Below are 22,527 nucleotides of genomic sequence, written 5' to 3' on the forward strand. Positions count from 1 at the left end.
CTCCCCCCGGATCAACCACGAGGTTTCCTCAAGCAAGCCTCAAGGATCAGCCGACGACGAGATCGCGCTCCAGGTCGGCGGCCAACCGCTCGGCGAAGTAGGCGTGACCGTCGTTGTTGAGCAGCCCGCCCTCACCGAAGTAGGCCGGGGCGTCGGCCCCGGTGAGCCACTCCTCGCCGAAGGTGTCGACGCAGGTGATGTGGTCGTTCTCGAGGGGCTCGCACATGCCCATCCCGCGCGGGTTGCCGTAGGGGAGGACCACTGCGATGACCGCGTCAGGCACGCGTCCGCGCAGCGTCGTGACCGTGTTGCGCATGAGCTTGCGGATGACCGGCGTCGTGGCGGGTGAGCGCATCTGGGCGGAGATGACCACGACGTCCGGCACGAAGTCGTCGTCGGTCTGGAGCCGGAAGACCCGGTCGAGGTATTGGCTGCCGGGCGTCGTCGGCGCGCTGTGCGCCCAGCCGGAGCCGGGGACGGCGTCCACGCGGTACTCCCAGCCGAGATCCTTCGACACGAGGTGGACGAAGCTGGCCCTCTGCAGGGCGGCTCCCTCCCCCGCGGTCCAGTCATCGCCGATGAAGAGGACCTTGGCTGCAGCCGGCACGGACAGGGGCGCCCCCGCGGTGTCGGGGCCCGCCGCGGGCACCGCCTCCGGATCGCCGGAGCCGGTGGAGAACTGAGTGACCAGCAGCGCCACGGTCAGGGCGGTGGCGGCGATGACGCCGAGCAGCGTGAATCGCCGGACAGCGACGTCTCGGCCCGTGTCGGTGGACCGCCCCCATGACGTGGACACGTCGGCGATCCTACGTGGTCCGGTCCGGTGCGAGATCGGATGTTTGCCCACGTGGGACCAGGGGCAGGCTCACCTCGACACGTACTGCTGTTCCGACCTCGTCTCGGACTTTCTTCAGCCCACATCCCGGGGGTGGGCTGCTCCACGAGGCTCACGGAGCGCGGTGCGTGTCGCACGTCCGGACATGAAAGTGCCAGGACGCGACCTCTGGGGGGCAGTCGATCGCGGCCTGGCCCCGCGATCATCCCACATCTCGCGCCGGACCGACACCGCCAGTTGCGCGGTCAGTCCCAGAAGACGTGGTCGACGACCGCGCGTGCCTGTCGGGTGCAGCGCAGGTAGTCGTTGACCATCTCGTCGGTCGCCCCCGGCGGGTAGCCCAGGATGCTCGCCACCGCCGCGCGCTGCCGCGTGTCCCGCGGGATCTGGTCACCCGAGGTCCCCCGCACCAACGTCACGGCGTTGCGGGTCCGGCTTACCATGCGCCAGCCCTCGATCAGCAGGGCGGTGTCGTCCTCACTGATCAGCCCGGCCTCCCGCGCAGCGGCGAGCGCGTCGAGGGTCTGCGGGGTGCGGAGGGACTCGACCCGGCCGGCGTGGCGCATCTGGAGCAGCTGGACGGTCCACTCGATGTCGGCCAGGCCACCACGCCCGAGCTTGAGGTGCAGGTGGGGATCGGCTCCGCGGGGCAGACGCTCCCGGTCGATGCGGGCCTTGATCCGGCGGACCTCGAGGATGTCGTCCTCGGAGATCCCGTCCACCGGGAAGCGCAACGGGTCGATGAGCTCCACGAAGCGACGCCGCAGGTCCTCGTCGCCCACGACCGCGTCGGCACGCAGCAGCGCCTGCGCCTCCCAGACCATCGACCACTTGGCGTAGTAGGCGGCATAGGAGTCGATCGTGCGGACCAGCGCCCCCTGCTTGCCCTCGGGGCGCAGGTCGGCGTCGACGTGCAGCGGCGGGTCGGCGCCCGGGAGGGCGAGCAGACGGCGTACCTCGTTGGCGACGGCCTGGGAGTAGGACGTGGCCACGTGCGCGTCGGCACCGGGCTCGGCCTCGAAGACGAAGAGGACGTCGGCGTCGCTGGAGTAGGACAGCTCGAAGCCGCCGTAGCGGCCCATCGCGATGATCGCGATGCGCGCGGGCGCCTCGGCCAGCGACCGCTGCCGTCGTACGGCGAGCCCCGCGACCCGCAGCGTGGCTTCCAGCGTGGCGTCGGTCAGGCGCGAGAGCCCCTTGCCCACGTCGGCCACGTCGGTGAGCCGCAGCGCATCGCCGGCCGCGATGCGGAACAGCTCGCGCCGGCGTACGGCGCGGATGGCGCGCACGGCCTTCTCGACGTCGTCCTGGCGGCCGGCTGCCGCGAGCATCTCCTCGACGAGCGGCTCGGCCGGGAGCGGGGCGAGCGATCCCCCGAGGATCCGCACGCCCTGGGGCTCGCGCTCCAGCAGCCCGGTGACGTAGCGCGAGGTGGAGAGCAGGTGGGCCAGCCGCTCGGCGACGGTGCCCTCGTCGCGCAGGGTCTTGAGGTACCAAGGGGTGCGCCCCAGGGCCTCGCTGATCCGGCGGAAGCCGAAGAGCCCGGCGTCGGGATCGGGGCCCTCGGCGAACCACTCGAGCATCGCGGGCAGGAGGGCACGCTGGATCGTGGACGTGCGGGACAGCCCGGCCGTGAGCGCCTCGAGGTGGCGCAGCGCCGCCTGCGGATCGGCGTAGCCGAGGGCGGCCAGGCGGGTGCTGGCCGCTTCCGAGGAGAGCCTGGCCTCGGAGCCGGGGATCCCTGCGACCGCAGCGAGCAGCGGCCGGTAGAAGAGCTTCTCGTGGAGTCGACGGACCTCGCGGCGGTGGTGCTCCCACACGCGGTTCAGGGACGGGACCGGCTCCTTGAAGAGCCGGACGCTGCGGCCCAGGCGACGCAGGGACGGCTCGTCCTCGGGCACCACGTGGATGCGGCGCAGCTGGAAGAGCTGCATGCGGTGCTCGAGCGTGCGGAGGAAGGCATAGGCCTCGTGCAGGGCCTCGCCGTCCTCGCGCCCGACGTAGCCCCCGTCGGTCAACGCTCCCAGGGCGCTGAGCGTCGCGGTCGGCCGGATGCGCTCGTCCATGCGCCCGTGGACGAGCTGGAGCAGCTGCACGGCAAACTCGACGTCGCGCAGGCCGCCCGAGCCGAGCTTGATCTGGCGATCGGCCTCGCGCGCCGGGATGTGCTCGATCACCCGCCGACGCATGGCCTGGGCGTCGGTGACGAAGCCCTCTCGCTCGGCGGCGGACCACACCAGCGGGGCGAGCATGTCGACGTAGTCCCGACCCAGCGCCAGGTCGCCGGCGACCGGGCGAGCCTTGAGCAGCGCCTGGAACTCCCAGGTCTTGGCCCAGCGCTCGTAGTAGCCGAGGTGGCTGGCGAGGGTGCGCACGAGCGGACCAGCCTTGCCCTCGGGGCGCAGCGCGGCGTCGACGGGCCAGATCGTGCCCTCGCTGGTGTGGTCGGAGCAGATCCTGATCAGGTGGCTGGCCAGCTGGGTCGCGGCCCGCACGACCGCGGTGTCGCTGGCGTCCTCGTGCCCGGGCGACGGCTCGTAGACGAAGATGACGTCGACGTCGGAGACGTAGTTGAGCTCGTGGCTGCCGAGCTTGCCCATCGCGATGACCGACAGGCGCGCGAGCGAGGCGGACTCCCCCACCCGCTGCCGCGCGACGGCCAGGGCGGCCTCGAGCGTGCCGGCCGCGAGGTCGGAGAGCTCGGCCGCGGCGTCGTCTATCCCGACGTCGTGGGACAGGTCACGCGAGGCCAGGCGGAGCAGGACGCGGCGGTATTCCACGCGCAGGGCGTCCACGGCCTCGGCGTCGGGGAGCGTCGCCACCGGCCGGTCGTCGCGCGGGTCGGCCCCGACCGCCTCCAGCAGGCCCGCCCGCACCGCCCAGGCCGCAGGACGCGTCGAGCCCATGGCTGGGTCGGTGAGCTCGTGCCACTGCTCGGGGTGGCGGACCAGGTGGTCGGCCAGCGCGCTGCTCGCCCCGAGCACGCACAGCAGCCGCATCGCGGTGCCCTCGTCGTCGGCGATCGCGGTCAGGAGGGCCGCGCGGTCCTCGACCTCGTCGGCGAGCCGCACGAGGGCCGACAGCGCCAGGTCGGGGTCGGCCGTGCGCCCGAGGATCGCGAGGATCGGCTCCGCCTGCTCCCCCAGGCCCGTCAGCGCCTCCAGCGCCGCAGCGCTGTCGGTGAACCCGTGCCGGAAGAGCGCGACCTTGGTCGTCGGGGTGCGGGTCACCGCGCGTCCCCGGCGCTGCTCCCGACGATCCGGGCGAACGAGCGGGCGAGCGGCCGCCAGGCCTCGGTCAGCTCGTCGGCGGCGTCCTCGACCGCGCGCAGCAAGGTCTCCTGGTCGATGCCGCGCAGGACGTGGGCCTCGCGGTCCTCCTCGGCCCACGGCCGCAGGGTGGCCGCGTCGACCTCCGGGTGCAGCTGGACCCCCCAGCTGCGCGGGCCGAAGCGAACGGCCTGCGGCTCCCCGGCGTCCGTCTGCGCCAGCACGGTCGCGCCCTCGGGCAGGACCGTGACGACGTCGTCGTTCCAGTGGACGCCCCGGCGAGGCGTGGCGACCGGGCCGACGAGCTCGTCGGTCGCCGCCTCGGCGGTCCAGCCGACCTCGATCAGACCCAGCTGCTGCCCGCGTGGGTTGCGCTCGACGCGCCCACCCAACGCCGCGGCCACGAGCTGGTGACCGAGGCAGACCCCGAGCGTCGGGACGCCGGCCGCGTGGGCGGCCCGGAGCTGCTCCTTGAGCGGACCGAACCAGGCGACCGTGTCGTCCTCGGCCTGCTGGGGCCCGCCCAGCACCAGCACTCCGTCGTACGACGTGAGGTCGGGCAGGGCGTCACCGGCGTAGGGCCGACACACCTCGAGGGTGCAGCCGGCCTCGGTCAGCCAGCGCCCGAGGAGCACCGGGGGGCACTCGTCCTCGTGCTGGACGACCAGGACCGACGACATCGTGGGACCTGGCCGGTCAGATGACCGGGAGCATCTGGTCGCGCTCGAAGACGGAGACCTGCCCGCGGTATTCGTCCCACTCGGCGCGCTTGTTGCGCAGGAAGTAGTCGAAGACGTTCTCGCCCAGCGTCTCGGCGAGCAGCTCGGAGCGCTCCGCGATCTGGATCGCCTCGTTGAGGTTGTGCGGGAGGGGCTCGATGCCGAGGTTCTTGCGCTCGCGCTCCGAGAGGGCCCACACGTCGTCCTCGGCCTCGCGGGGCAGCTCGTAGCCCTCCTCGATGCCCTTCATGCCGGCGGCGAGCACGGCGGCGAAGGCGAGGTAGGGGTTGCAGGCGGCGTCGAGGCTGCGCAGCTCGACACGGGTCGAGTTGCCCTTGAGCGGCTTGTACATCGGGACCCGGACCATCGCCGAGCGGTTGTTGTGGCCCCAGCAGATGTAGGAGGGGGCCTCGCCGCCGAACATCATCCGCTTGTAGGAGTTGACCCACTGGTTGGTGACGACGCTGATCTCCGGCGCGTGGCGCAAGACACCGGCGATGAAGCGGCGGCCGGTCTGGGAGAGCTGGTATTCGGCACCGGCCTCGTAGAAGGCGTTCTGGTCGCCCTCGAAGAGCGAGACGTGGGTGTGCATGCCCGAGCCCGGGTGGGTGGTGAACGGCTTGGGCATGAAGCTGGCCCAGATGCCCTGTCCGAGCGCGACCTCACGGATGACGGTGCGGAAGGTCATGATGTTGTCGGCGGTCGAGAGCGCGTCGGCGTAGCGCAGGTCGATCTCCTGCTGACCGGGGCCGCCCTCGTGGTGGCTGAACTCCACCGAGATGCCCATGGCCTCGAGCATCGTGATGGCCTCGCGGCGGAAGTCCGAGCCGTGGGACTGCGCTGTGTGGTCGAAGAAGCCGCTGCGGTCGACCGGGACCGGGTCGACCCCGGCCTGCGGGCTGTCCTTGAAGAGGTAGAACTCGATCTCGGGGTGGGTGTAGAAGGTGAAGCCCTTGTCTGCCGCCTTGCTGAGCGTGCGCTTGAGCACGTAGCGGGGGTCGGAGTAGGACGGGCTGCCGTCGGGCATCACCACGTCGCAGAACATCCGGGCCGTGGCCGGGCCGTCGCCGCCACCTCGCCACGGCAGGATCTGGAAGGTCGAGGGGTCCGGCAGCAGCAGCATGTCGGCCTCGTAGACGCGGGCGAAGCCCTCGATCGCGGATCCGTCGAAGCCGATGCCCTCGTCGAAGGCGTTGTCCAGCTCGGCCGGGGCCACCGCGACGGACTTCAAGAAGCCCAGCACGTCGGTGAACCACAGCCGCACGAAGCGGACCTCACGCTCTTCGAGAGCGCGGAGAACGAAGTCTTCCTGCTTGCCCATGCGCCACAGCGTAGGGGCACCGCGGCGTCCGCCCGCGAAGGGGGCGCACGCCGCCGATCAGGACGGGACGTGGGCCTCGATCTCGGCCAGCCAGGCCGTGGCCTTGGCGTCCGAGGGCATCCGCCAGTCGCCTCGCGGCGACATGGTCCCGCCGGAGCTGACCTTGGGCCCGTTGGGCAGTGCGGAGCGCTTGAACTGGCTCATGAAGAAGCGGCGGACGAAGACCTCGAGCCAGTGTCGGATCGTGGGCAGGTCGTAGGCCTGTCGGCGCTCGTCGGGGAAGTTGGGCGGCCAGTCCCCCACCCCGGCGTCGCGCCACGCGTGCCAGGCCAGGAACGCGATCTTGCTCGGTCGGTGGCCCCGGCGGATCACGTGGAAGAGGGTGAAGTCCTGGAGCGCGTAGGGGCCGACGGTGTCCTCGGTGGCCTGCGGCTTGGTGCCCTCGGTGGTCGGGATCAGCTCGGGGGTGATCTCCTGCTCGACGATCCCCTCGAGCAGGGCGTTGGTCCCGGCGTCGAACTGGTCGCTCTCGGCCACCCAGCGGATCAGGTGCTGGATCAGGGTCTTGGGCACGCCGGCGTTGACGTTGTAGTGCGACATCTGGTCGCCGACGCCGTAGGTGCACCACCCCAGGGCGAGCTCGGAGAGGTCGCCGGTCCCGACGACGATCCCCTTGCGGTGGTTCGCGATCCGGAAGAGGTAGTCGTAGCGCAGGCCTGCCTGCACGTTCTCGAACGTCACGTCGTAGACCGGCTGACCGTCGGAGAACGGGTGGTCGATGTCGTGGAGCATCTGCGTGGCCGCAGGCCGGATGTCGAGCTCCTCGAACGTGACGCCCAGGCTCCTGGAGAGCCGCGAGGCGTAGTCCTTGGTCGTGTCGCCGGTCGCGAAGCCCGGCATCGTGATCGCTTGGATGTCGCTGCGAGGACGGCCGAGCCGGTCCATGGCGCGGGCGGCCACGATGAGGGCGTGGGTGGAGTCGAGCCCGCCGCTCACGCCGATCACGGGCCGGGTGTCGCCGATGGCCTGGATCCGCTGCTCGAGACCGGAGACCTGGATGTTGTAGGCCTCGTAGCAGTCGAGCGCGAGCCGCGCCGGGTCGTCGGGCACGAACGGGAAGCGGTCCACCTTGCGGCGCAGACCGATGTCGCCGCTCGGGGGCCCCAGCGTGAACTCGACCGTGCGGAAGCCGTGGATGCGTGCGTCGTGGGTGCGCCGGTTGTCGTCGTGGGTGCCCTGGCGGATCCGCTCCTGGCGCAGCCGGTCGAGGTCGACGTCGGCGACCGATCGGCGCGGACCGTCGGGGAAGCGCTCGGTCTCCGCGAGCAGGTCGCCGCACTCGTAGATCATGGTCTGCCCGTCCCAGGACAGGTCGGTGGTCGACTCCCCCTGGCCCGCAGCCGCATAGAGGTACGCCGCGTTGCAGCGCGCGCTCGCGCTGCGCACCAGCAGCCGGCGGTCCTCGGCCCGGGCGACGGTGATCGGGCTCCCGCTGAGGTTGGCCAGCACCGTGGCGCCGGCCAACGCGGCCTCCGCGCTCGGCGGCACCGGCACCCACATGTCCTCGCAGATCTCGACGTGCACGTCGAGCCCGCGCACGTCGGTCGCGCTGAAGATCAGGTCTGGCCCGAACGGCACGGAGGCCCCGTTGAGCCTGATCGTGCTGGCGCGCAGGTCGTCGCCCGGCGCGAAGTGGCGGCGCTCGTAGAACTCGCGGTAGGTCGGCAGGTAGGACTTCGGGCTGACGCCCAGCACTTCTCCCCTGTGGATGACCACGGCGCAGTTGGTGACCCGAGTGCCGTGCACGAGCGGGGCGCCCACCACGATGACCGGCAACAGGTCGCGCGACGTGTCCGTGATCGTGGCGATGGCCGCCTCGACGGCCTCGAGCATGGTGTCCTGGAGCAGCAGGTCCTCGATCGAGTAGCCGCTGAGGCTCAGCTCGGGGAACAACGCCAGCGCCACCCCGTCGTCGTGGCACAGCCGCACCTGCTCGAGCACCCGCTCCGCGTTGGTCGCAGGGTCAGCGATCGCCACGGGCAGCGTGCAGGCCGCCACCCGGGCGAACCCGTGCGCATAGGCCGAGTAGAAGTCCACGCCGCGAGTCTAGGGACCTCGTCGTCCGTCCGTCGGTCGCGCCGTTCGCGTCGGTCGGGACGGTGCCGTCTGCTTCCGTCGGGACCGCGACCAGTCGGAGCACTGGACGGTCGAACCAGGACGCCGAGCTTCGCGAGGACGTGTGGACACGGTGAGGCCGCGCGATGGGTGGCCGGACATGCCGATGACCCCGCCGGCGGGGGGTGTGAGGCGGGGTGCTCAGGTCTCGCCTGATGGGTTGGTCGGCCTGATGATCGGACCAGTGATGCCCAGATGCTCGCAGCGTGAGCGACCGGACGATGACAGGCCGCACATTCCTGGGGACCGGCGCAGTCCAGGCGACATCAGCCCTCGTGCCCGCATACTAGTTCGATGGCGATCGCAGGCAGGACCCTGCTCTCGGACCGGGTCCTCGTCCGGCTGCGGGGTTGCGGCGCACAGCACCGGCACCAGGCCGCCGTGGCGTTGGCGCTCGCAATCCTGGTGGGCTGCGCTGCGGGGGCCTTCGCGTGGACCAGCGTCCGCGACAAGGACACGGAGGGACGCTGGCTGCTCGAGTCCGGCATCGGCGTCCCTGGGTCCGGCCCTGCGTCAGAGATCGTGATCGAGGGTGACCAGATCAGGGGCGACGGGCCGTGCAACAGCTTTGGCGCGACCTGGTCCCAGGACGACGGCGTCTCGGGCCTCATGACGACCCTCATCGGGTGCGCGCCCGACGTACTGCTGCTGGAGGACCGCTACTTCGAGCTCCTCGATGGCGCGACGTCGGTCGACGTCACCGATGACCGAATGGTCCTCAGCGGCCCTGGCGGCACCCTCTCGTTCACCCGATCGACATGACCCCCATGACGATCCTGGCTCCTCGGATGCGTTGCGCCCTCGGTGTCCTCGTCCCGCTCGTCCTGGTCGCCGGCTGCGGGGACATCGCCAGGGACTGCACCACGATCGGTGGGGATTCCGGAGTCACCTTCGAGTTCTCGTCCGTCGACGAGCTGGCCGCAGGTCCTCGCCTCGAGGTGGAAGGTTGCGTCGACTCCACCTGCGAGTCCTGGACCGTCGACACGCGCGACGGGACCCAGGTGTTCGTGCAGGTCGCGGGCCTCGACGGCGAGACGGCTTAGCCCGTCAGCCTCACGGTCACGACCGCTGCCGGCCGTGTCGTCTTCGACGGCGAGACCGACGCACACCTCGTAGGCGCCCGGACCTGAAGCAAGGGACCGGTGCCGCAGCAGGGACAGGTCGCGCGCGGTCATGGCAGTGCGCTGGGTCCGAGATCTGCCACGGCCGAACACTAGCCCCTGGCGGCCCGCCCTAGGCTCGACGCATGACTGATCAGACGATGGCAGGCCGAACCGTGCTGGTGACCGGGGCGAGCGACGGGATCGGTGCGGAGACGGCGCGCGTGCTGGCGGCCAAGGGGGCGACGGTCCACGTGACCGGACGCTCCGCCGAGAAGCTCCGGCCGGTGGCCGAGGCGGTCGGCACGGAGCCGCTGGTGGCGGACTTCTCCCGCCTCGACGACGTACGACGCCTCGCGGCTCAGGTCGGCGAGCGGGTCGAGAAGCTCGACGTCCTGATGAACAACGCGGGCGGCACGTTCGCTCCGTCGAAGACGACGCACGACGGTCACGAGCCCAACTTCCAGGTCAACCACCTGGCGCCGTTCCTGCTGACCAACCTGCTGCGCCCGCAGCTCGCGGCGGCCGGCTCGTCGCTGGTCGTCAACACCTCCAGCATCGGCAACCTGATGGGCAAGATCGTGCTGGACGACCTCGACTACGAGCGCCGGAGGGCGATCGAGTTCCCGGCGTACGGCACCGGGAAGCTGATGAACATCGTCTTCACCCGCGGCATCACCCAACGCTGGGCGGAGGACGGCATCGTCTCGGTCGCCGTCCACCCCGGGCCGGTGGGCAGCTCGTTCGGCCGCGACTCGTGGTTCGTCGGGCTCCTCTACCGCTCGCCACTCAAGCGGTTCGCCACGATCAGCGTCCCCGACGGGGCGGCACCTCTCATCGCCCTCGCCGAGGGTGGGCCCGTCCACGAGGTCAACGGGCGCTACTACAGCCGTTTCCACGCCGACGGACGCGAGAACAAGCAGGCCCACGACCAGACTGTCATCGACGGGCTCTGGGAGCGCTCGGCGGCGCTGGTCGGGGTCGGCTGACGGGGCTCGCGATGATTCGGTGGCACCCCACCGGTCTGCACGAACATCACCCGCGACCAAGGAGGCACCATGCCCTCGATCACCCCCTGCCTGTGGTTCGACGCCAACCTGGAGGAGGCGGCGACGTTCTACACCGGTATCTTCCCCAACTCCTCGGTCGGTCACCTCGCGCGGATGCCCGACGGGTCCGCGCTCGCCGGGGACTTCAACCTCGACGGCCTGACCTTCCAGGGCATCAACGGCGGGCCGATGTTCGCGCAGTTCACCGAGGCCATCAGCTTCAGCATCAGCTGCGCCGACCAGGTGGAGGTCGACCACTACTGGGACTCGCTCGTCGACGGCGGGACCCCGTCGATGTGTGGCTGGCTCAAGGACCGCTTCGGGTTGTCCTGGCAGATCGTCCCCCGTCGGCTCATCGAGCTGCTCTCGGACCCGGACCCTGCGCGCGCGCAGGCGGCCCAGGCGGCGATGCTCGGCATGCAGAAGATCGTCGTGGCCGACCTCGAGGCAGCCGCGAAGGGTGCCAGCGTCTGACCGACCCGGGGCACCTACCGTGGGCCGCATGACCGCGTGGAAACGGGTGGCCCTCGCGATGTTCTCGGTCGGGTGGGGCGCCAACCAGTTCTCCCCGTTGCTGATCGCCTACCGCGACGAGCTGGGGATGTCGACGCAGACGAGGGCCTTCCTCTTCGGTGTGTACGCCGTGGGGCTGATCCCCGCGCTCCTCATCGGCGGGGCTGCCTCCGACCGGTGGGGACGCCGCGCCGTGGTCGTGCCGCTGGTGGCACTGTCCCCCCTGGCGACCGTCCTGCTCATCGTCGAGCACGAGTCGGTCGCCGGGATCGCGGTCGCGCGGCTGCTCGCGGGCATCTGCTCCGGGGTGGTCTTCAGCGCCGCGAGCGCGTGGGTCTCCGAGCTGTCCTCGGAGGAGGCCGCCGGCACGGCCGCCAAGCGAGCGGCGATCGCCCTGTCCGCGGGCTTCGGTGTCGGCCCGCTGGTGGCCGGGCTCGTGGCCGAGCTCACGGCGTACCCCCTGACGGTGCCCTATCTCCCCCACGTCGCGCTCGGCGTCGTGGCCCTGGTGCTCCTGCTGCCCGTGCCCGGACCACGCCCCACGACCGGGGCAACGCGCTCCCTGCTGCGCGTCCCGGCGGTCACCCGCACCCGGCCGTTCCTCCTGCTGGTCGCCCCGGTCGCGCCCTGGGTCTTCGGCTCTGCTGCGATCTCGATCGCCTTCCTGCCCGCCGAGATCGGCGGGTCGACCCGCGGCGCCCTGGCCTTCGCCGGGGTGCTGACCGGCATCACCCTTGGCACGGGCGTGCTCGTGCAGGGCACCGCACGGCGTCTCGACGACCGCCGCCCCCTGCTCGCGGGGCAGGTCGGGCTCGTCGCCGCGATGGTGGCCACCGCCATCGCCATCGCCGCGCTCCAGACCGACGTGCGCTGGCTGCTGCTGATCGCCGGCCCGGTGTTCGGCGCGGCCTACGGCTGCTGCCTGGTCTCGGGTCTGCGCGAGACCGAGCGGGTCGCCGACCACGGCGAGCTCGGCGCGACGGTCGCGGTGTTCTACGCGCTGACCTATCTCGGTTTCGGTGCTCCCTACGCGCTGGGCGCGGTCAGCGGTGCGGGTCTCGGCGACGAGGGCGCCCTGCTGCTGACGGTCGGGGTCGTGGCGCTGTGCCTCGCCGTCGTGTCCTTCGTGGGACGACATGTCCGCAGCACAGGGATCAGCCGTGCATGAGCCGCCGGCCCACGTCGGCGACCAGGACGTGCTCGACACCGTCCGTGCCACCTGGCTCCCCGACGCGGACACCGCCACCCACCTGCCCGTCGGCTTCGGCGCCCACCACTGGGCAGCCTCGGTCGCCGGCGAGCGCCGGCTCTTCGTCACGCTGGACGGCCTGGGAGACAGGCGCAGCACCGACTCGCTGACCGCTGCCTACCGCGCGGCCGCCACGCTGGCTGCCGACGGACTGGAGTTCGTCCACGCCTCGCTGCCACCGCTCACGGTGCCCTTCGCCGACGACCTGCTCAGCGCCACGCCCTGGGTCGACGGGCACCGTCCCGAGCGCCTTGACCGCGAGGTCACCTCGACGATGCTCGCCCGACTCCACGCGACCCCACCGCCCGAGGGCACGCCGCGCTGGCGCCCGCTGGTCGGGCCCGACCTCGCCGAGGACCTGGCGTGCCGCGCCCGGACGACCTGGGACGGCGGCCCGTTCTCCGCGCGGGCCCAGGCTGCCCTGCGCTCCCACCTGGCCGCGATCGACACCTGGGTGACCCGCTACCACCGGCTCGCCGAGGAGGCGGCCTCGCGGCCCGTCGTACCCACCCACGGCGAGCCCGACGTCCACAACCAGCTCCTCACCGACCGCGGCACCCTCCTCGTGGACTGGGAGTCGCTCCAGCTGGCACCCGCGGAGCGCGACCTCAGGGCCCTGGACGCGGGCGGGCCGATGACCGAGATGTTCGACCTCGAGTGGCGCCTCGACGAGGTGCAGCAGTACGCCGAGCGGTTCCAGCAGCCTCACACCGGCGGCGCCGACGACCTCGAGGCGGTCGAGGGCCTGGTCGAGGAGCTCGAGCGACCCGACTGGCACGAGCCGAGCGACCGGCCGTGAGGCGCACCACAGCGCGCAGCGACCAGGTGCGGGGATAGCCTGATCCGCAGTCCGTGGACTCCAGCAGGGAGCCGCGAGATGCACGTCGATGGGAGCTCGATGATGAGCACGTCAGAAGAGACCGCGCCCTACGGCACCGGCCCTGCCGCGGCCAGCACCACGGCCAGCACAGCCGCCACAGTCAAGCGCGTCCGCACCCACCACCTGCGCGAGATGAAGGGCCGCGGCGAGCGCTTCTCGATGCTCACCGCCTACGAGCAGTACGCCGCGCAGACCTTTGACGAGGCCGGCATCGAGGTGCTGCTCGTCGGTGACTCCGCGAGCAACAACGTCTACGGCAACGAGACCTCGCTGCCCGTCACGGTCGATGAGCTGATCCCGCTCACCCGTGCCGTGAGCCGCTCCACGCGCCGGGCCCTGGTCGTCGGCGACCTGCCGTTCGGCAGCTACCAGGCCTCCCCCGAGCAGGCCTACCTCACCGCGGTGCGGTTCATGAAGGAGGGCGGGGCCCACGCCATCAAGCTCGAGGGCGGCGGCGAGATGGCACCCCAGATCGAGAAGCTCACCCAGGGCGGCATCCCCGTCATGGCCCACATCGGCTTCACGCCGCAGTCCGAGCACACGCTGGGCGGCTACCGCGTGCAGGGCCGCGGCGAGACCGCCGAGCGCATCCTGCGCGACGCCAAGGCGGTCCAGGAGGCCGGTGCGTTCGCCGTCGTCATGGAGATGGTGCCCGGCAACGTCGCCGCGCAGGTGACCCAGGAGCTGGACATCCCCACGATCGGCATCGGTGCCGGCGCCGGTTGCGACGGTCAGGTGCTCGTGTGGCAGGACGCCTTCGGGCTGCGCACCGGCCGCATGGCGAAGTTCGTCAAGCAGTACGCCGACCTGCACGCGGTGCTCCTGCAAGCAGCCCAGGACTTCGACGCCGAGGTGAAGGCCGGGACTTTCCCCGGGCCCGAGCACACCTTCTGATCCTCAGGGGGCCGTGACCCGGCGCCGCGAGCGGCGGTGCAGCAGCAGCGCGAACGCGAACGCCGGGACCACGGCCGCCGCGGGTGCCAGCAGCGCCGAGCTGGACGCCGTACGGGCCGGGGCGAGGTCGCGTGGCGCCAGCGGCGGCACCGTGCGGCCGGGCAGGCCACGGAAGCGGTAGACGTCGAAGCCGCGCACCAGGTCGTTGCCGTAGCCGTAGAACGAGCCGTCGCGGTTGATCTTGTTGGTCTTGAAGGACCAGGTGTCGGAGTCGGGGAACGTGTAGTGGCCGACCTCGCGCATGCCGATGCCCTGGCCGAGCGCGATCGTGGCCGGCGAGCCCTGCGCGGTCGCGAGGCCACTGATGTCGAGGACCCGGACGCCCTGGCTGTACCAGGCGATGGTCATCATCTTCTGCCGCGGATACATCCGCAGCACGTGGGAGGTGCAGACGGCCCCGTCCTGCGGCTGCACGACCGGGATGAACCAGGCGCCGACCTTTACGGGGTTGCGCACCTTAGCGCCGGTGATGTCGTAGACGTGCAGCCCGCCGCCGGGGCACTCCGTGCTGGCGGCGGCACCGGCTCGCTCGTCGGTGATGACGAGCAGCGTGCGGGTGCTGCCGTCGGGGCGCTTGAAGGTGATCGGGTCGGACTGGTGCACGAGGTTGATGGTGGGGTCGATGATCTGGCCGATCTGCACCGGCCGAGCGGGGTCGGTGGTGTCGAGGATCAGCGTCTGTGACAGCGCCGCGACGAAGGCTCGGGTGCCGGCAGCGTTGAAGGTGATGTCGTGCGACTCCGAGCCGAGCGACGTCGGGACGAACGGGATCCGGAAGTCCTGCACCTTCTTGGGCAGGCTCGGGCTGCGGATGTCGTAGATGGTGATGGCCGGACGAGTGCTGGAGATGAGGTCGGAGTTGGAGTTGTAGAGGAAGTTGCCGCTCGGGTGGATCGTCATGTTGTGCGAGCCGCGCGGCACCGGCAGGAAGCTCACCGACTGCGGCTGCGCGGGCTGCGTGATGTCGACGATGACCGTGCCGGCGTCGTCAGGATCGAGCTTCAGGTCGCGGCCGCAGCGGGAGCGGGCGCCCTCGGCGCCGACGGTGCCGTCTGCGGTGTAGCTCGCCAGCACCCGGTTCTTCTTGGTCCACACCTGGATGTCGCCCTGGCTGACCTTGCAGTCGAAGACGGCCACCCGCTTCGGCTGCGTCGGTCGGCTGATGTCGATGATCTGCATGCCCTTGTCGAGCGTGCCGGCCAGTGCGTAGTCGCGCCCCGCGATCCGCACGAACTCGATGTCGGAGCCGTTCTGCGCCTCGCCGGTGCGGTCGTACTGCAGGTTGGCCACGTGGGACATCCGCTGTCCGGCGCCGCTCGACGCGACCTGGAACGCCCGCTGGTTGGTCGCGACGTCACCGGCTCCCTCGTGCGCCACCGCTGCGGTGGGGACGGAGAGGCAGAGGGCCGCGGCGCCGGCGGCGAGCGTCGTCGTACGGGCAAGTCTGGAGCGGGGCACGGGGATCCTCCTGGCCACGGGCGGGTGTCAGAGGCCCAACGAGCGGTGGCGGATGGGGTTACCGTGAAGCCATGCGATCGCTGACGCTCGGAGTCCTGCTGGCCCTCGTCACCGCAGCCATCCCTGCGGGTGCGTTGACCACCTCGTCGTCCGGGGCCGCTGCGGCTCCGACGGCCGTCGTGGCGAAGGAGCCGGCCCGGGCCGCGGTGCCGCGGCTCGTCGTGACCAAGCGGGTCACCGGGCTCAGCAACCCCTGGGACGTCAAGCCCATCGGCGGGGGCCGCCTGCTCATCACCGAGCGCGACACCGCCCGGCTCTTCGTCGCCGGCAAGGGCGCCAAGCGACGCGTCGCCTTCCCCTCCGACTCGGTCTGGGTCAACGGTGAGACCGGGCTGATGTCGCTCGAGGTCGACCCCGGGTTCCCCCAGAACCGACGCTTCTACACCTGCTCCGGCGGCTTCCTCGCCGGCGGCGGGCACGACGTCCGGGTCAACGCGTGGACGCTCAACAAGGCGCTCACCCGGGCGACCCTGGTCAAGAAGCTGGTCGGCGGGTTCCCGACGACCACCGGGCGCCACGGCGGCTGCCGGCTGCTGATCTCCAGCAACGGCGCGCTGGTCGTGGGCACCGGCGACGCGGCGGTCGGCACCAACCCGCGCGACCTCGACTCCCTCGGCGGCAAGATGCTGCGGCTGAACCGCACCACCGGGGCGCCCTGGCCGAGCAACCCCTTCATCGACGCGCAGAACAAGAAGCGCCGCTACGTCCTGACCTACGGACACCGCAACATCCAGGGCCTCGCCCAGCGTCGCGACGGCACCCTCTGGTCGGTCGAGCACGGTTCCTACCGCGACGACGAGGTCAACCGCATCGTCACCGGCGGTGACTACGGCTGGAACCCGGTTCCCGGCTACGACGAGTCGGTGCCGATGACCGACCAGTCCCTCCCCGGCACGCAGCTCGAGGCCCGGTGGCGCTCGGGAGACCCGACGATCGCCACCTCGGGAGCGTCGTTCGTCTACGGCAAGAAGTGGGGCGCTCTCGACGGTGCCCTGGCCGTCGCCGCACTGAAGGCGACCCGCGTCGTGTTCCTGACGTTCGACGCCCAGGGCAAGCTGGTCCGCAAGGACGTCCCGAAGATCCTGGAGAAGTTCGGCCGGCTCCGCTCGGTCACCCGAGCCCCGAACGGCGACCTGCTCATCACCACCGACACCGACTCCGGCGGTGGCTCGGTGCTGCGCGTCCGACCGGCCGGCTGAGCAGGTCCCGTACGACGAGCCCGGGCCGGCGTGAGGAGCCGGCCGAACGTTCAGCCGTGCCGACCGGCACCCGCCGGTCTGTCGCGGCTCAGGCGGTCCAGCCGAGGAAGGCGCCGCCGGCCGTGAGCGCGCCGAACCAGAACACGAAGGCGAACAGCGCCACCCACACCAGCCGCCTCGGGTGAGGCGTCCACCACGCGCAGCACAGCACGAAGAGGGCGATCCAGACGAGGACGAGGAGCACCACTCCCCACCAGGGGGCGACCAGGCCGCTGGCGGCGTACAGGAAGAACGCCGCAGCCATGAGGATCATCCCGACGAACGGCCAGGGCTCGACGGTGCGCGGCGCGGTCGCGCGGCGACGGCGTGACAGCACGGGGGCCTAGTCCTCGAGCTGCTCGTCGTCCCAGCCGGCGTCCGACTCCTTGTCCCAGGCCTCGGTGCGCTCCGCGGCCGTCTCCAGCGCGCGGGAGGCCTCGGCCTCGGTGGAGTAGGGGCCGAGCCGCTCCTTGTTGGGGCAGCCGTCGTGGCCCTCGACCCGGGAGTGCTTGATGCAGTACCAGAACTCGCTGTCGCTCATGGCGCCGAAACTACACTTCTCCCCCTTGCTCTCCCGACCACCAGGGCGTCCACCGCCCTGGTCGCCCGGGTCGAGGCGCTCCAGGGCGAGCTACCTCGACCAGGGCGTGACCTTCGACATCGGCGGCGAGTTCCGGGTGCTCCAGGACAACGTGCGGGTCCCCTCGGGCGTGTCCTACGTGATGACCAACCGCCGCGCGATCTCCGCAGCGCCAAGAACGAAATGACGAGGCTGGGGATCCGGCACTGAGGGCACTAGGGTGTCGCGTGCGGATGGGCTGGCCGGGCGACCGCGTGGACCGGAGTGATCTGGTCCCCGAGGAAGGTCCGGGCTCCACAGAGCAAGGTGGTGGGTAACACCCACCCGGGGTAACCCGCGGGACAGTGCCACAGAGAACAGACCGCCAGCCGCTCCTCCGGGAGTGGTCGGCAAGGGTGAAACGGTGGAGTAAGAGACCACCAGCGGCCCGGGCGACCGGATCGGCTCGGCAAACCCCACCTGGAGCAAGATCAGACAGTGCGCGTTCGAGGGCTGCTCGCCCGAGTGCACGGGTAGATCGCTGGAGGCTGTCGGCAACGGCAGTCGTAGATGGATGGTCGCCGGCTGGCTTGCCAGTCACAGAACCCGGCCTACAGGCCAGCCCGTCCGCACCGGGTCCCGGCGGCCCCGTGGTGTGATGGTGACGCCCCGGAGCGCAAGGGAGGCCGCCCATGCAGGACGCCCCGCCCTCGCACGGCGCCCCGTCGTTCAGCCGCTTCTGGACGGCGGCGACCCTGAGCTCCTTCGGCACAGCCGTGACCACGGTGGCGATGCCCGTCCTGGTCGTGACGACGCTCGAGGCCTCCGCGTTCGAGGTCGGGGTCGTGAACGCCGCCCAGTTCCTGCCGTACGCCGCGCTGGGCCTGGTCGCCGGGGTCTACGCAGACCGGTGGCGACGCCAGCGGATCCTGGTGTGGAGCAGCGTCGGTCGGGCGATCACCCTGGGTGCGATCCCGGTGCTGTGGGCGCTCGACGCCCTCCAGGTGTGGCCCCTGGTCGGGCTCCTGCTCCTGTTCGGGTCCTTCTCGGTGTTCGCGTTCGCAGCGACCCAGTCCCTGCTGCCACGGATCGTGCCGCGTGAGCGACTGGTCGTCGCCAACGCCCGCCTCGACCAGAGCGATGCCGCCGCGCAGACGCTGGGGCCCGCTCTCGGGGGCGGGTTGGTCGGGCTGCTCGGCGCACCCGTGGCCATTGCCGTCGACGCGGTCAGCTATCTCCTCGACGCGCTCCTCAACGCCGGACTGCGCGTCACCGAGCCCCCGGTCGACGCCTCGACGCCGCGCAACCTGCGTCGCGAGATCGGCGAGGGCCTGCGCTTTACCTACCGCCACCGCACCCTGGCGCCCCTCGCGTTGTCCACGCACGTGTGGTTCCTCGCCAACGGCGCGGGCTTCACGGCGCTGTCCCTCGTGGCACTGCGCGAGATGGCGCTGTCCTCCCTCGTCTTCGGGCTGCTGGTCACCGTCGCCGGCAGCACCGGTCTCGTCGGCGCGAGCATCGCCCCCTCCCTCGGCCGGCGGATCGGTGCCGGGCCGGCGATCGTCCGGTCCCGGGCGGTCTACCCGGTCGCCTGGCTCCTCGTCGCGCTGGCACCGACGGTGTCCACCGCCGCCGGGGTCGCTCTGCTGACCGTGGCCCTGGGACTGCACGGGCTCGCCGGCGGCCTGGAGAACGCCAACGACATGGGCCTGTGGCGGCGGTCGGTCAACCGCACCTCGGCGGCCGTCGGCGCCCTCCTGGGCGGCACTGCCGTGGCGTTCCTCGGTGCGAGCCCGGCCCTGCTCGGCGTGGCGGTGGTCTTCACCGTCGCCGTCGCTGTCGCCGGGCTCTCCCCGCTCCGGGAGGTGCGCCAGGTCCTCTAGCGACCGTCCTCTAGCGCTTAGCGACGGGCCGAACGGCCCCGGTGCACGCGTCGGCGTACCTGCCACATCCGCAGCGTCGCCGCGATGGCGGCCAGCAGCAGACCCGCCGTGGCCGCCACGAGCAGAGCGACCGCCAGCGGTGTCTGGCCCTCCCAGCCGAAGTAGGACACCGTCACGTCCTGGGTGTTCTGGGCGATGAAGACGATGAGCAGGATCAGCACCAGACCGAGGGCGACGACGCCGAGCCACAGGCCGCTGGTGCGTGAGCCGCGCAGCGGGTCGGGGCGGTCGGCTTCGGTCGACGACGTGGGCATCGGCCCCGGGTCTGCGCCCCCACCGGTGTCGCGGGGCGTGGTGGTCGGGTCAGTCATGCTCTCTCCTTCGCGGGTCCTGGCGACCCGGTACCCCGCTGGTCCCTTCGTCACCGCGCCTGGTCCGCGACCATTCCGAGATTCGATGAAACCGGGCGCTGCCGCAGCCGGGCCCTGCCCCAGGGTTCCTCACTAGGCTGGACCCATGACCTGGGCGACCTGCGACCACGGCCACGCCCACTGGGGCCGGCGCGGAGCGGCGGGTCTCCTCCTGGCCGAGGAAGGACGCGTCCTGCTCCAGCTGCGCGCCCGCTGGGTCCACCGCGGGGGCACGTGGTCCATCCCCGGCGGCGCCCGCGAGCGTGGCGAGTCCGGGGTGCAGGCGGCCCTGCGCGAGGCGAACGAGGAGCTGGGGCTCACGGCGCACGCGGTCGACGTGCGTGGCTCGTCGACCGCCAGCTGCGGCGGCTGGACCTACGAGACGGTCCTCGCCGTGCCCACCCGGCAGCTCGACCTGCACGACCACGCCGAGAGCGACGGCCACCGCTGGGTGCCGCTCGCGGAGGTCGAGGCGCTGCCCCTGCACCCGTCGTTCCGCACGGCATGGTCGGCACCGGGCTCGACGATCGTGGCCTTCGTCGCCGACAGCTCGGGCACGCCATAGGACGTTCGGCTGCGCGGGACTGTGGGTGCCCCTAGCCTCCGGGGACACGTCTCGTTCCGGGGAGGGAACCGTGCCAGGACATCTCGCCCGACTGCTGCTCGCGCTCGCCCTTGGCTGCGCGACCCTGAGCAGCGTCGCGTCGCCGTCGTACGCCGCCGACAAGGACTGCGGCGACTTCGCGACCCAGGCCGCGGCCCAGGGCTACTTCCTCGACAAGGGCGGCCCGCGACGCGACCCCGACCGCCTCGACTCCGACGGTGACGGCGTGGCCTGCGAGTCCAATCCGTGCCCGTGCTCGACCGCCCAGAGCGGCTCCGGGGCGGACGCGCCGCCGGACGTCAAGCGGCAACGGGCGCGCATCGTGCGCGTCTCCGACGGCGACACCGTGGTGGCGAGGTTGAGCCGCAACGGGCTCGAGGTCAAGGTCAGGCTGCTCGGCATCGACACCCCCGAGGTGTTCGGCGGCGTCGAGTGCGGGGGTCGGGCGGCGTCCCGCACGACCAAGCACCTGCTCCCCCGAGGCACGCGGGTCACGCTGGTGTCGGACCCGACCCAGGACCTCCGCGACCGCTACGGACGGCTGCTGCGCTACGTGATGAAGGGCAGCACCGACATCGACCAACGCCTCGTGCGTCGCGGCCGCGCCCGGGTCTACGTCTACGACGACGACCCGTTCCGTCGGGTGAAGGCCTACCGTGCCGCCGCCCGCAAGGCTCGGGCGGCCGGACTCGGTCTCTGGGGCAGCTGCTAGGCCTCGTCCGGCAACAGTCGGAACTCGACGGTCCGCGTCGCCGCGTCGGCCTTCTCCAACCGCACCAGGACGTCGGTCCCCAGCGGCAGCTCGCCGTCCCCGACGACACGGGCCTCGACACCCACGCCGGTGAGCATCACGGTCCCGCGGGACGGGTCCTTGCGGTCGAGGCTGACGACGACGCCAGGGAAGTCCTCGCCGACGCGGGCCGTCAACAACCCGGCCTCGACCAGGTCGAAGACGGCCCGTTCATAGCTCTTGGCCCGCTGCCCCGACTGCTGCATCTCCTTCGGCAGCGCCGGCAGCGCCGCGAGCACCCAGTCGGGCACGGGCTCCCCCGAGCAGAGCGCGACACACACCTCGGCGGCGTAGCGGTCGGCGAGTCGGCGCAGGGGCGCCGTCACGTGGGCGTACTCGGACACGAGCGCCGCATGCATCGGCTCGGCCGGCACCTCGCCGTCGAAGGCGACGTAGCCACTGCCGCGCAGCAGGCGGGCCGAGGCGACGATCATCGCCGCGTGCGCCGGATCGGTGGCGTCCAGCGAGCGGATGAAGTCGGGATAGAGCTGCTCGGCCGGCCACTCGATGTGCAGCGCTCGGGCCGTGCGATGCAGACGCTGGACGTCACGCGGGTCCGGCGGCGGGAGAGTCCGCAGCAGCCCCACCCGGCCGTAGACCATGAGCGAGGCGGCCCCGAAGCCGGTGAGGAGGGAGATCTGTGCGTTCCAGAGCTCGACCGGCAGCAGGCTGCGGAACTCCAGGGTCCAGTGGTCGCCCTGGATGTCGATCTCCTGCTCGGGCAGCGGCAATGACACCCCACCGCGGGCGGCGTCGCGGGCAAGACGGAGCTCGCCGATCTCCTTCAGCAGCACGAGGACCTCGCTGGCGCTCGCGTCGTCGATCGCCCGCTGGGCCTGCTCGTAGGTCAGCTTGGCGGTCGAACGAACGCGGGCCCGCGCGACGGTGATGTCGGTGCCTTCACCGGTCTCGTCGAGGACGATCGTCCACAGCAGTGCCGGCCGGACCTCACCGGCCAGCAACGACCCGGCGTTCTCCGAGATGACCTTGGGGTGCAGCGGCACCTTGCTGTCGCCGCCGTAGAGCGTCTCGCCCCGGCGGTGCGACTCCAGGTCGACCGGGTCGCCAGCGGTGATGAAGGCCGCGAGGTCGGCGATCGCGTAGTGGACGACGTAACCGGTGCCGTCGCGCTCGATGTGCAGCGCCTGGTCGAGGTCCATCGCCCCCTCGGGGTCGATGGTGACGAAGGCGAGCTCGGTGCGGTCGAGCTCCGGCATCCGCGGCCTCGCCGCGGCGGCGGCCGCTGCGACCTCCGTCTCCGGCGGGAAGTCCGGGGTCACGTCGAGCTCGGCGCGGATCCGTCCGATCCCCTCGCGCAGCAGCGCTGCGACGGCACCGTCCTCGGCTCCGGTGATGTGGACGACGCGGTTGCTCGGCATGGCTCCGAGCCTAGACGAGGGTGAGGCGCGCCTCACCTCGAGCGACCAGCGCAGGTCGACCACGGCGACCTCACTAGGGTTT

The 22,527-nt window shown here is 71.6% G+C and carries 22 protein-coding genes and 1 other RNA gene; 13 read left to right on the forward strand and 10 right to left on the reverse strand.

All coding sequences use genetic code 11. The features are described 5' to 3' along the window. Positions 1-46: 46 nt before the first annotated feature. The 5 genes from BM204_RS18600 to BM204_RS18620 form a co-directional block, all read right to left on the reverse strand. A complete protein-coding gene (locus BM204_RS18600) occupies positions 47-796 on the reverse strand; it encodes an SGNH/GDSL hydrolase family protein (protein ID WP_091116525.1) in 750 nt (249 codons plus the stop codon). Positions 797-1,080: 284 nt separating this feature from the next. Beyond that, entirely contained in the window at positions 1,081-4,065 is a 2,985-nt protein-coding gene (locus tag BM204_RS18605; RefSeq protein ID WP_091116528.1) for a bifunctional [glutamine synthetase] adenylyltransferase/[glutamine synthetase]-adenylyl-L-tyrosine phosphorylase, read from the reverse strand. Continuing rightward, positions 4,062-4,784 carry a type 1 glutamine amidotransferase gene (locus BM204_RS18610; RefSeq protein WP_091116530.1) on the reverse strand — a complete coding sequence of 241 codons (723 nt, stop codon included), beginning with the start codon at positions 4,782-4,784 and terminating at the stop codon, positions 4,062-4,064. Before BM204_RS18610 ends, BM204_RS18605 begins: the two co-directional genes overlap by 4 nt. Before the next feature lie 16 nt (positions 4,785-4,800). Then, a complete protein-coding gene (locus BM204_RS18615; RefSeq protein ID WP_091116532.1) occupies positions 4,801-6,144 on the reverse strand; it encodes a glutamine synthetase family protein in 1,344 nt (447 codons plus the stop codon). A 57-nt stretch (positions 6,145-6,201) separates the two neighbouring features. Continuing rightward, the gene (locus BM204_RS18620) at positions 6,202-8,241 is read right to left on the reverse strand and encodes an NAD(+) synthase (RefSeq protein WP_091116535.1); all 2,040 of its coding nucleotides are present in this window, start codon (positions 8,239-8,241) and stop codon (positions 6,202-6,204) included. A 372-nt stretch (positions 8,242-8,613) separates the two neighbouring features. On the opposite strand from BM204_RS18620, the gene BM204_RS18625 reads away from it, so the two are divergent. The 7 genes from BM204_RS18625 (at position 8,614) to panB (ending at position 14,004) form a co-directional block, all read left to right on the forward strand. Continuing rightward, the gene (locus tag BM204_RS18625) at positions 8,614-9,081 is read left to right on the forward strand and encodes an META domain-containing protein (RefSeq protein WP_091116536.1); all 468 of its coding nucleotides are present in this window, start codon (positions 8,614-8,616) and stop codon (positions 9,079-9,081) included. Next, positions 9,078-9,362, forward strand: a complete 285-nt coding sequence (locus tag BM204_RS18630; protein WP_143099836.1) for a hypothetical protein — start codon at positions 9,078-9,080, stop codon at positions 9,360-9,362. Before BM204_RS18625 ends, BM204_RS18630 begins: the two co-directional genes overlap by 4 nt. Positions 9,363-9,565: 203 nt before the next feature. Continuing rightward, positions 9,566-10,408, forward strand: a complete 843-nt coding sequence (locus BM204_RS18635; protein ID WP_218031308.1) for an SDR family NAD(P)-dependent oxidoreductase — start codon at positions 9,566-9,568, stop codon at positions 10,406-10,408. A 69-nt stretch (positions 10,409-10,477) separates the two neighbouring features. Further along, on the forward strand, positions 10,478-10,942 hold the full coding sequence (locus tag BM204_RS18640; protein WP_091116542.1) for a VOC family protein: 465 nt from the start codon (positions 10,478-10,480) through the stop codon (positions 10,940-10,942). 28 nt (positions 10,943-10,970) lie between these two features. Beyond that, positions 10,971-12,149, forward strand: a complete 1,179-nt coding sequence (locus tag BM204_RS18645; protein ID WP_091116544.1) for an MFS transporter — start codon at positions 10,971-10,973, stop codon at positions 12,147-12,149. Further along, complete coding sequence (locus BM204_RS18650) at positions 12,142-13,029, forward strand: hypothetical protein (RefSeq protein WP_091116546.1); 888 nt, start codon at positions 12,142-12,144, stop codon at positions 13,027-13,029. Before BM204_RS18645 ends, BM204_RS18650 begins: the two co-directional genes overlap by 8 nt. Before the next feature lie 99 nt (positions 13,030-13,128). Further along, positions 13,129-14,004, forward strand: a complete 876-nt coding sequence (gene panB, locus BM204_RS18655) for a 3-methyl-2-oxobutanoate hydroxymethyltransferase (RefSeq protein WP_091116625.1) — start codon at positions 13,129-13,131, stop codon at positions 14,002-14,004. 3 nt (positions 14,005-14,007) lie between these two features. On the opposite strand, the gene BM204_RS18660 is transcribed toward panB, so the two are convergent. After that, positions 14,008-15,522, reverse strand: coding sequence for an LVIVD repeat-containing protein (locus BM204_RS18660; RefSeq protein WP_091116548.1), 1,515 nt, complete (start codon positions 15,520-15,522; stop codon positions 14,008-14,010). 71 nt (positions 15,523-15,593) lie between these two features. Here BM204_RS18660 and BM204_RS18665 point away from each other — a divergent pair, with 71 nt between their 5' ends. Then, positions 15,594-16,781, forward strand: a complete 1,188-nt coding sequence (locus BM204_RS18665; RefSeq protein WP_091116551.1) for a PQQ-dependent sugar dehydrogenase — start codon at positions 15,594-15,596, stop codon at positions 16,779-16,781. Positions 16,782-16,869: 88 nt separating this feature from the next. Here the strand turns inward: BM204_RS18665 and BM204_RS18670 are convergent, their stop codons facing one another. Beyond that, the gene (locus tag BM204_RS18670) at positions 16,870-17,157 is read right to left on the reverse strand and encodes a hypothetical protein (protein ID WP_091116554.1); all 288 of its coding nucleotides are present in this window, start codon (positions 17,155-17,157) and stop codon (positions 16,870-16,872) included. 6 nt (positions 17,158-17,163) lie between these two features. Beyond that, the gene (locus BM204_RS18675) at positions 17,164-17,361 is read right to left on the reverse strand and encodes a hypothetical protein (RefSeq protein WP_091116556.1); all 198 of its coding nucleotides are present in this window, start codon (positions 17,359-17,361) and stop codon (positions 17,164-17,166) included. A 106-nt stretch (positions 17,362-17,467) separates the two neighbouring features. Here BM204_RS18675 and BM204_RS22355 point away from each other — a divergent pair, with 106 nt between their 5' ends. The 3 genes from BM204_RS22355 to BM204_RS18685 all read left to right on the forward strand — a co-directional run bounded on the left by BM204_RS22355 (position 17,468) and on the right by BM204_RS18685 (position 19,262). Further along, positions 17,468-17,587 (forward strand): circularly permuted type 2 ATP-grasp protein, encoded by a 120-nt coding sequence (locus BM204_RS22355; RefSeq protein WP_246166449.1) that lies wholly within the window; start codon positions 17,468-17,470, stop codon positions 17,585-17,587. 47 nt (positions 17,588-17,634) lie between these two features. Continuing rightward, positions 17,635-18,009: RNase P RNA component class A (gene rnpB, locus BM204_RS18680), an RNA gene on the forward strand. Between the two features lie 62 nt (positions 18,010-18,071). Next, positions 18,072-19,262: an MFS transporter gene (locus tag BM204_RS18685; protein ID WP_091116558.1), complete on the forward strand. Its 1,191-nt coding sequence runs from the start codon at positions 18,072-18,074 to the stop codon at positions 19,260-19,262. Positions 19,263-19,279: 17 nt separating this feature from the next. Here the strand turns inward: BM204_RS18685 and BM204_RS18690 are convergent, their stop codons facing one another. Next, positions 19,280-19,633: a lipopolysaccharide assembly protein LapA domain-containing protein gene (locus BM204_RS18690; protein WP_218031307.1), complete on the reverse strand. Its 354-nt coding sequence runs from the start codon at positions 19,631-19,633 to the stop codon at positions 19,280-19,282. Positions 19,634-19,778: 145 nt separating this feature from the next. Here BM204_RS18690 and BM204_RS18695 point away from each other — a divergent pair, with 145 nt between their 5' ends. After that, the gene (locus tag BM204_RS18695; RefSeq protein ID WP_091116560.1) at positions 19,779-20,237 is read left to right on the forward strand and encodes an NUDIX domain-containing protein; all 459 of its coding nucleotides are present in this window, start codon (positions 19,779-19,781) and stop codon (positions 20,235-20,237) included. A gap of 70 nt (positions 20,238-20,307) precedes the next feature. Then, positions 20,308-20,988 (forward strand): thermonuclease family protein, encoded by a 681-nt coding sequence (locus tag BM204_RS18700; RefSeq protein WP_177223725.1) that lies wholly within the window; start codon positions 20,308-20,310, stop codon positions 20,986-20,988. Here BM204_RS18700 and BM204_RS18705 read toward each other — a convergent pair. Beyond that, on the reverse strand, positions 20,985-22,445 hold the full coding sequence (locus BM204_RS18705; protein ID WP_091116629.1) for an RNB domain-containing ribonuclease: 1,461 nt from the start codon (positions 22,443-22,445) through the stop codon (positions 20,985-20,987). The two genes, BM204_RS18700 and BM204_RS18705, sit on opposite strands and share 4 nt — an antisense overlap. Between the last annotated feature and the right edge of the window lie 82 nt (positions 22,446-22,527).

It is taken from the genome of Nocardioides psychrotolerans, assembly GCF_900113685.1.
GTDB lineage: Bacteria > Actinomycetota > Actinomycetes > Propionibacteriales > Nocardioidaceae > Nocardioides > Nocardioides psychrotolerans.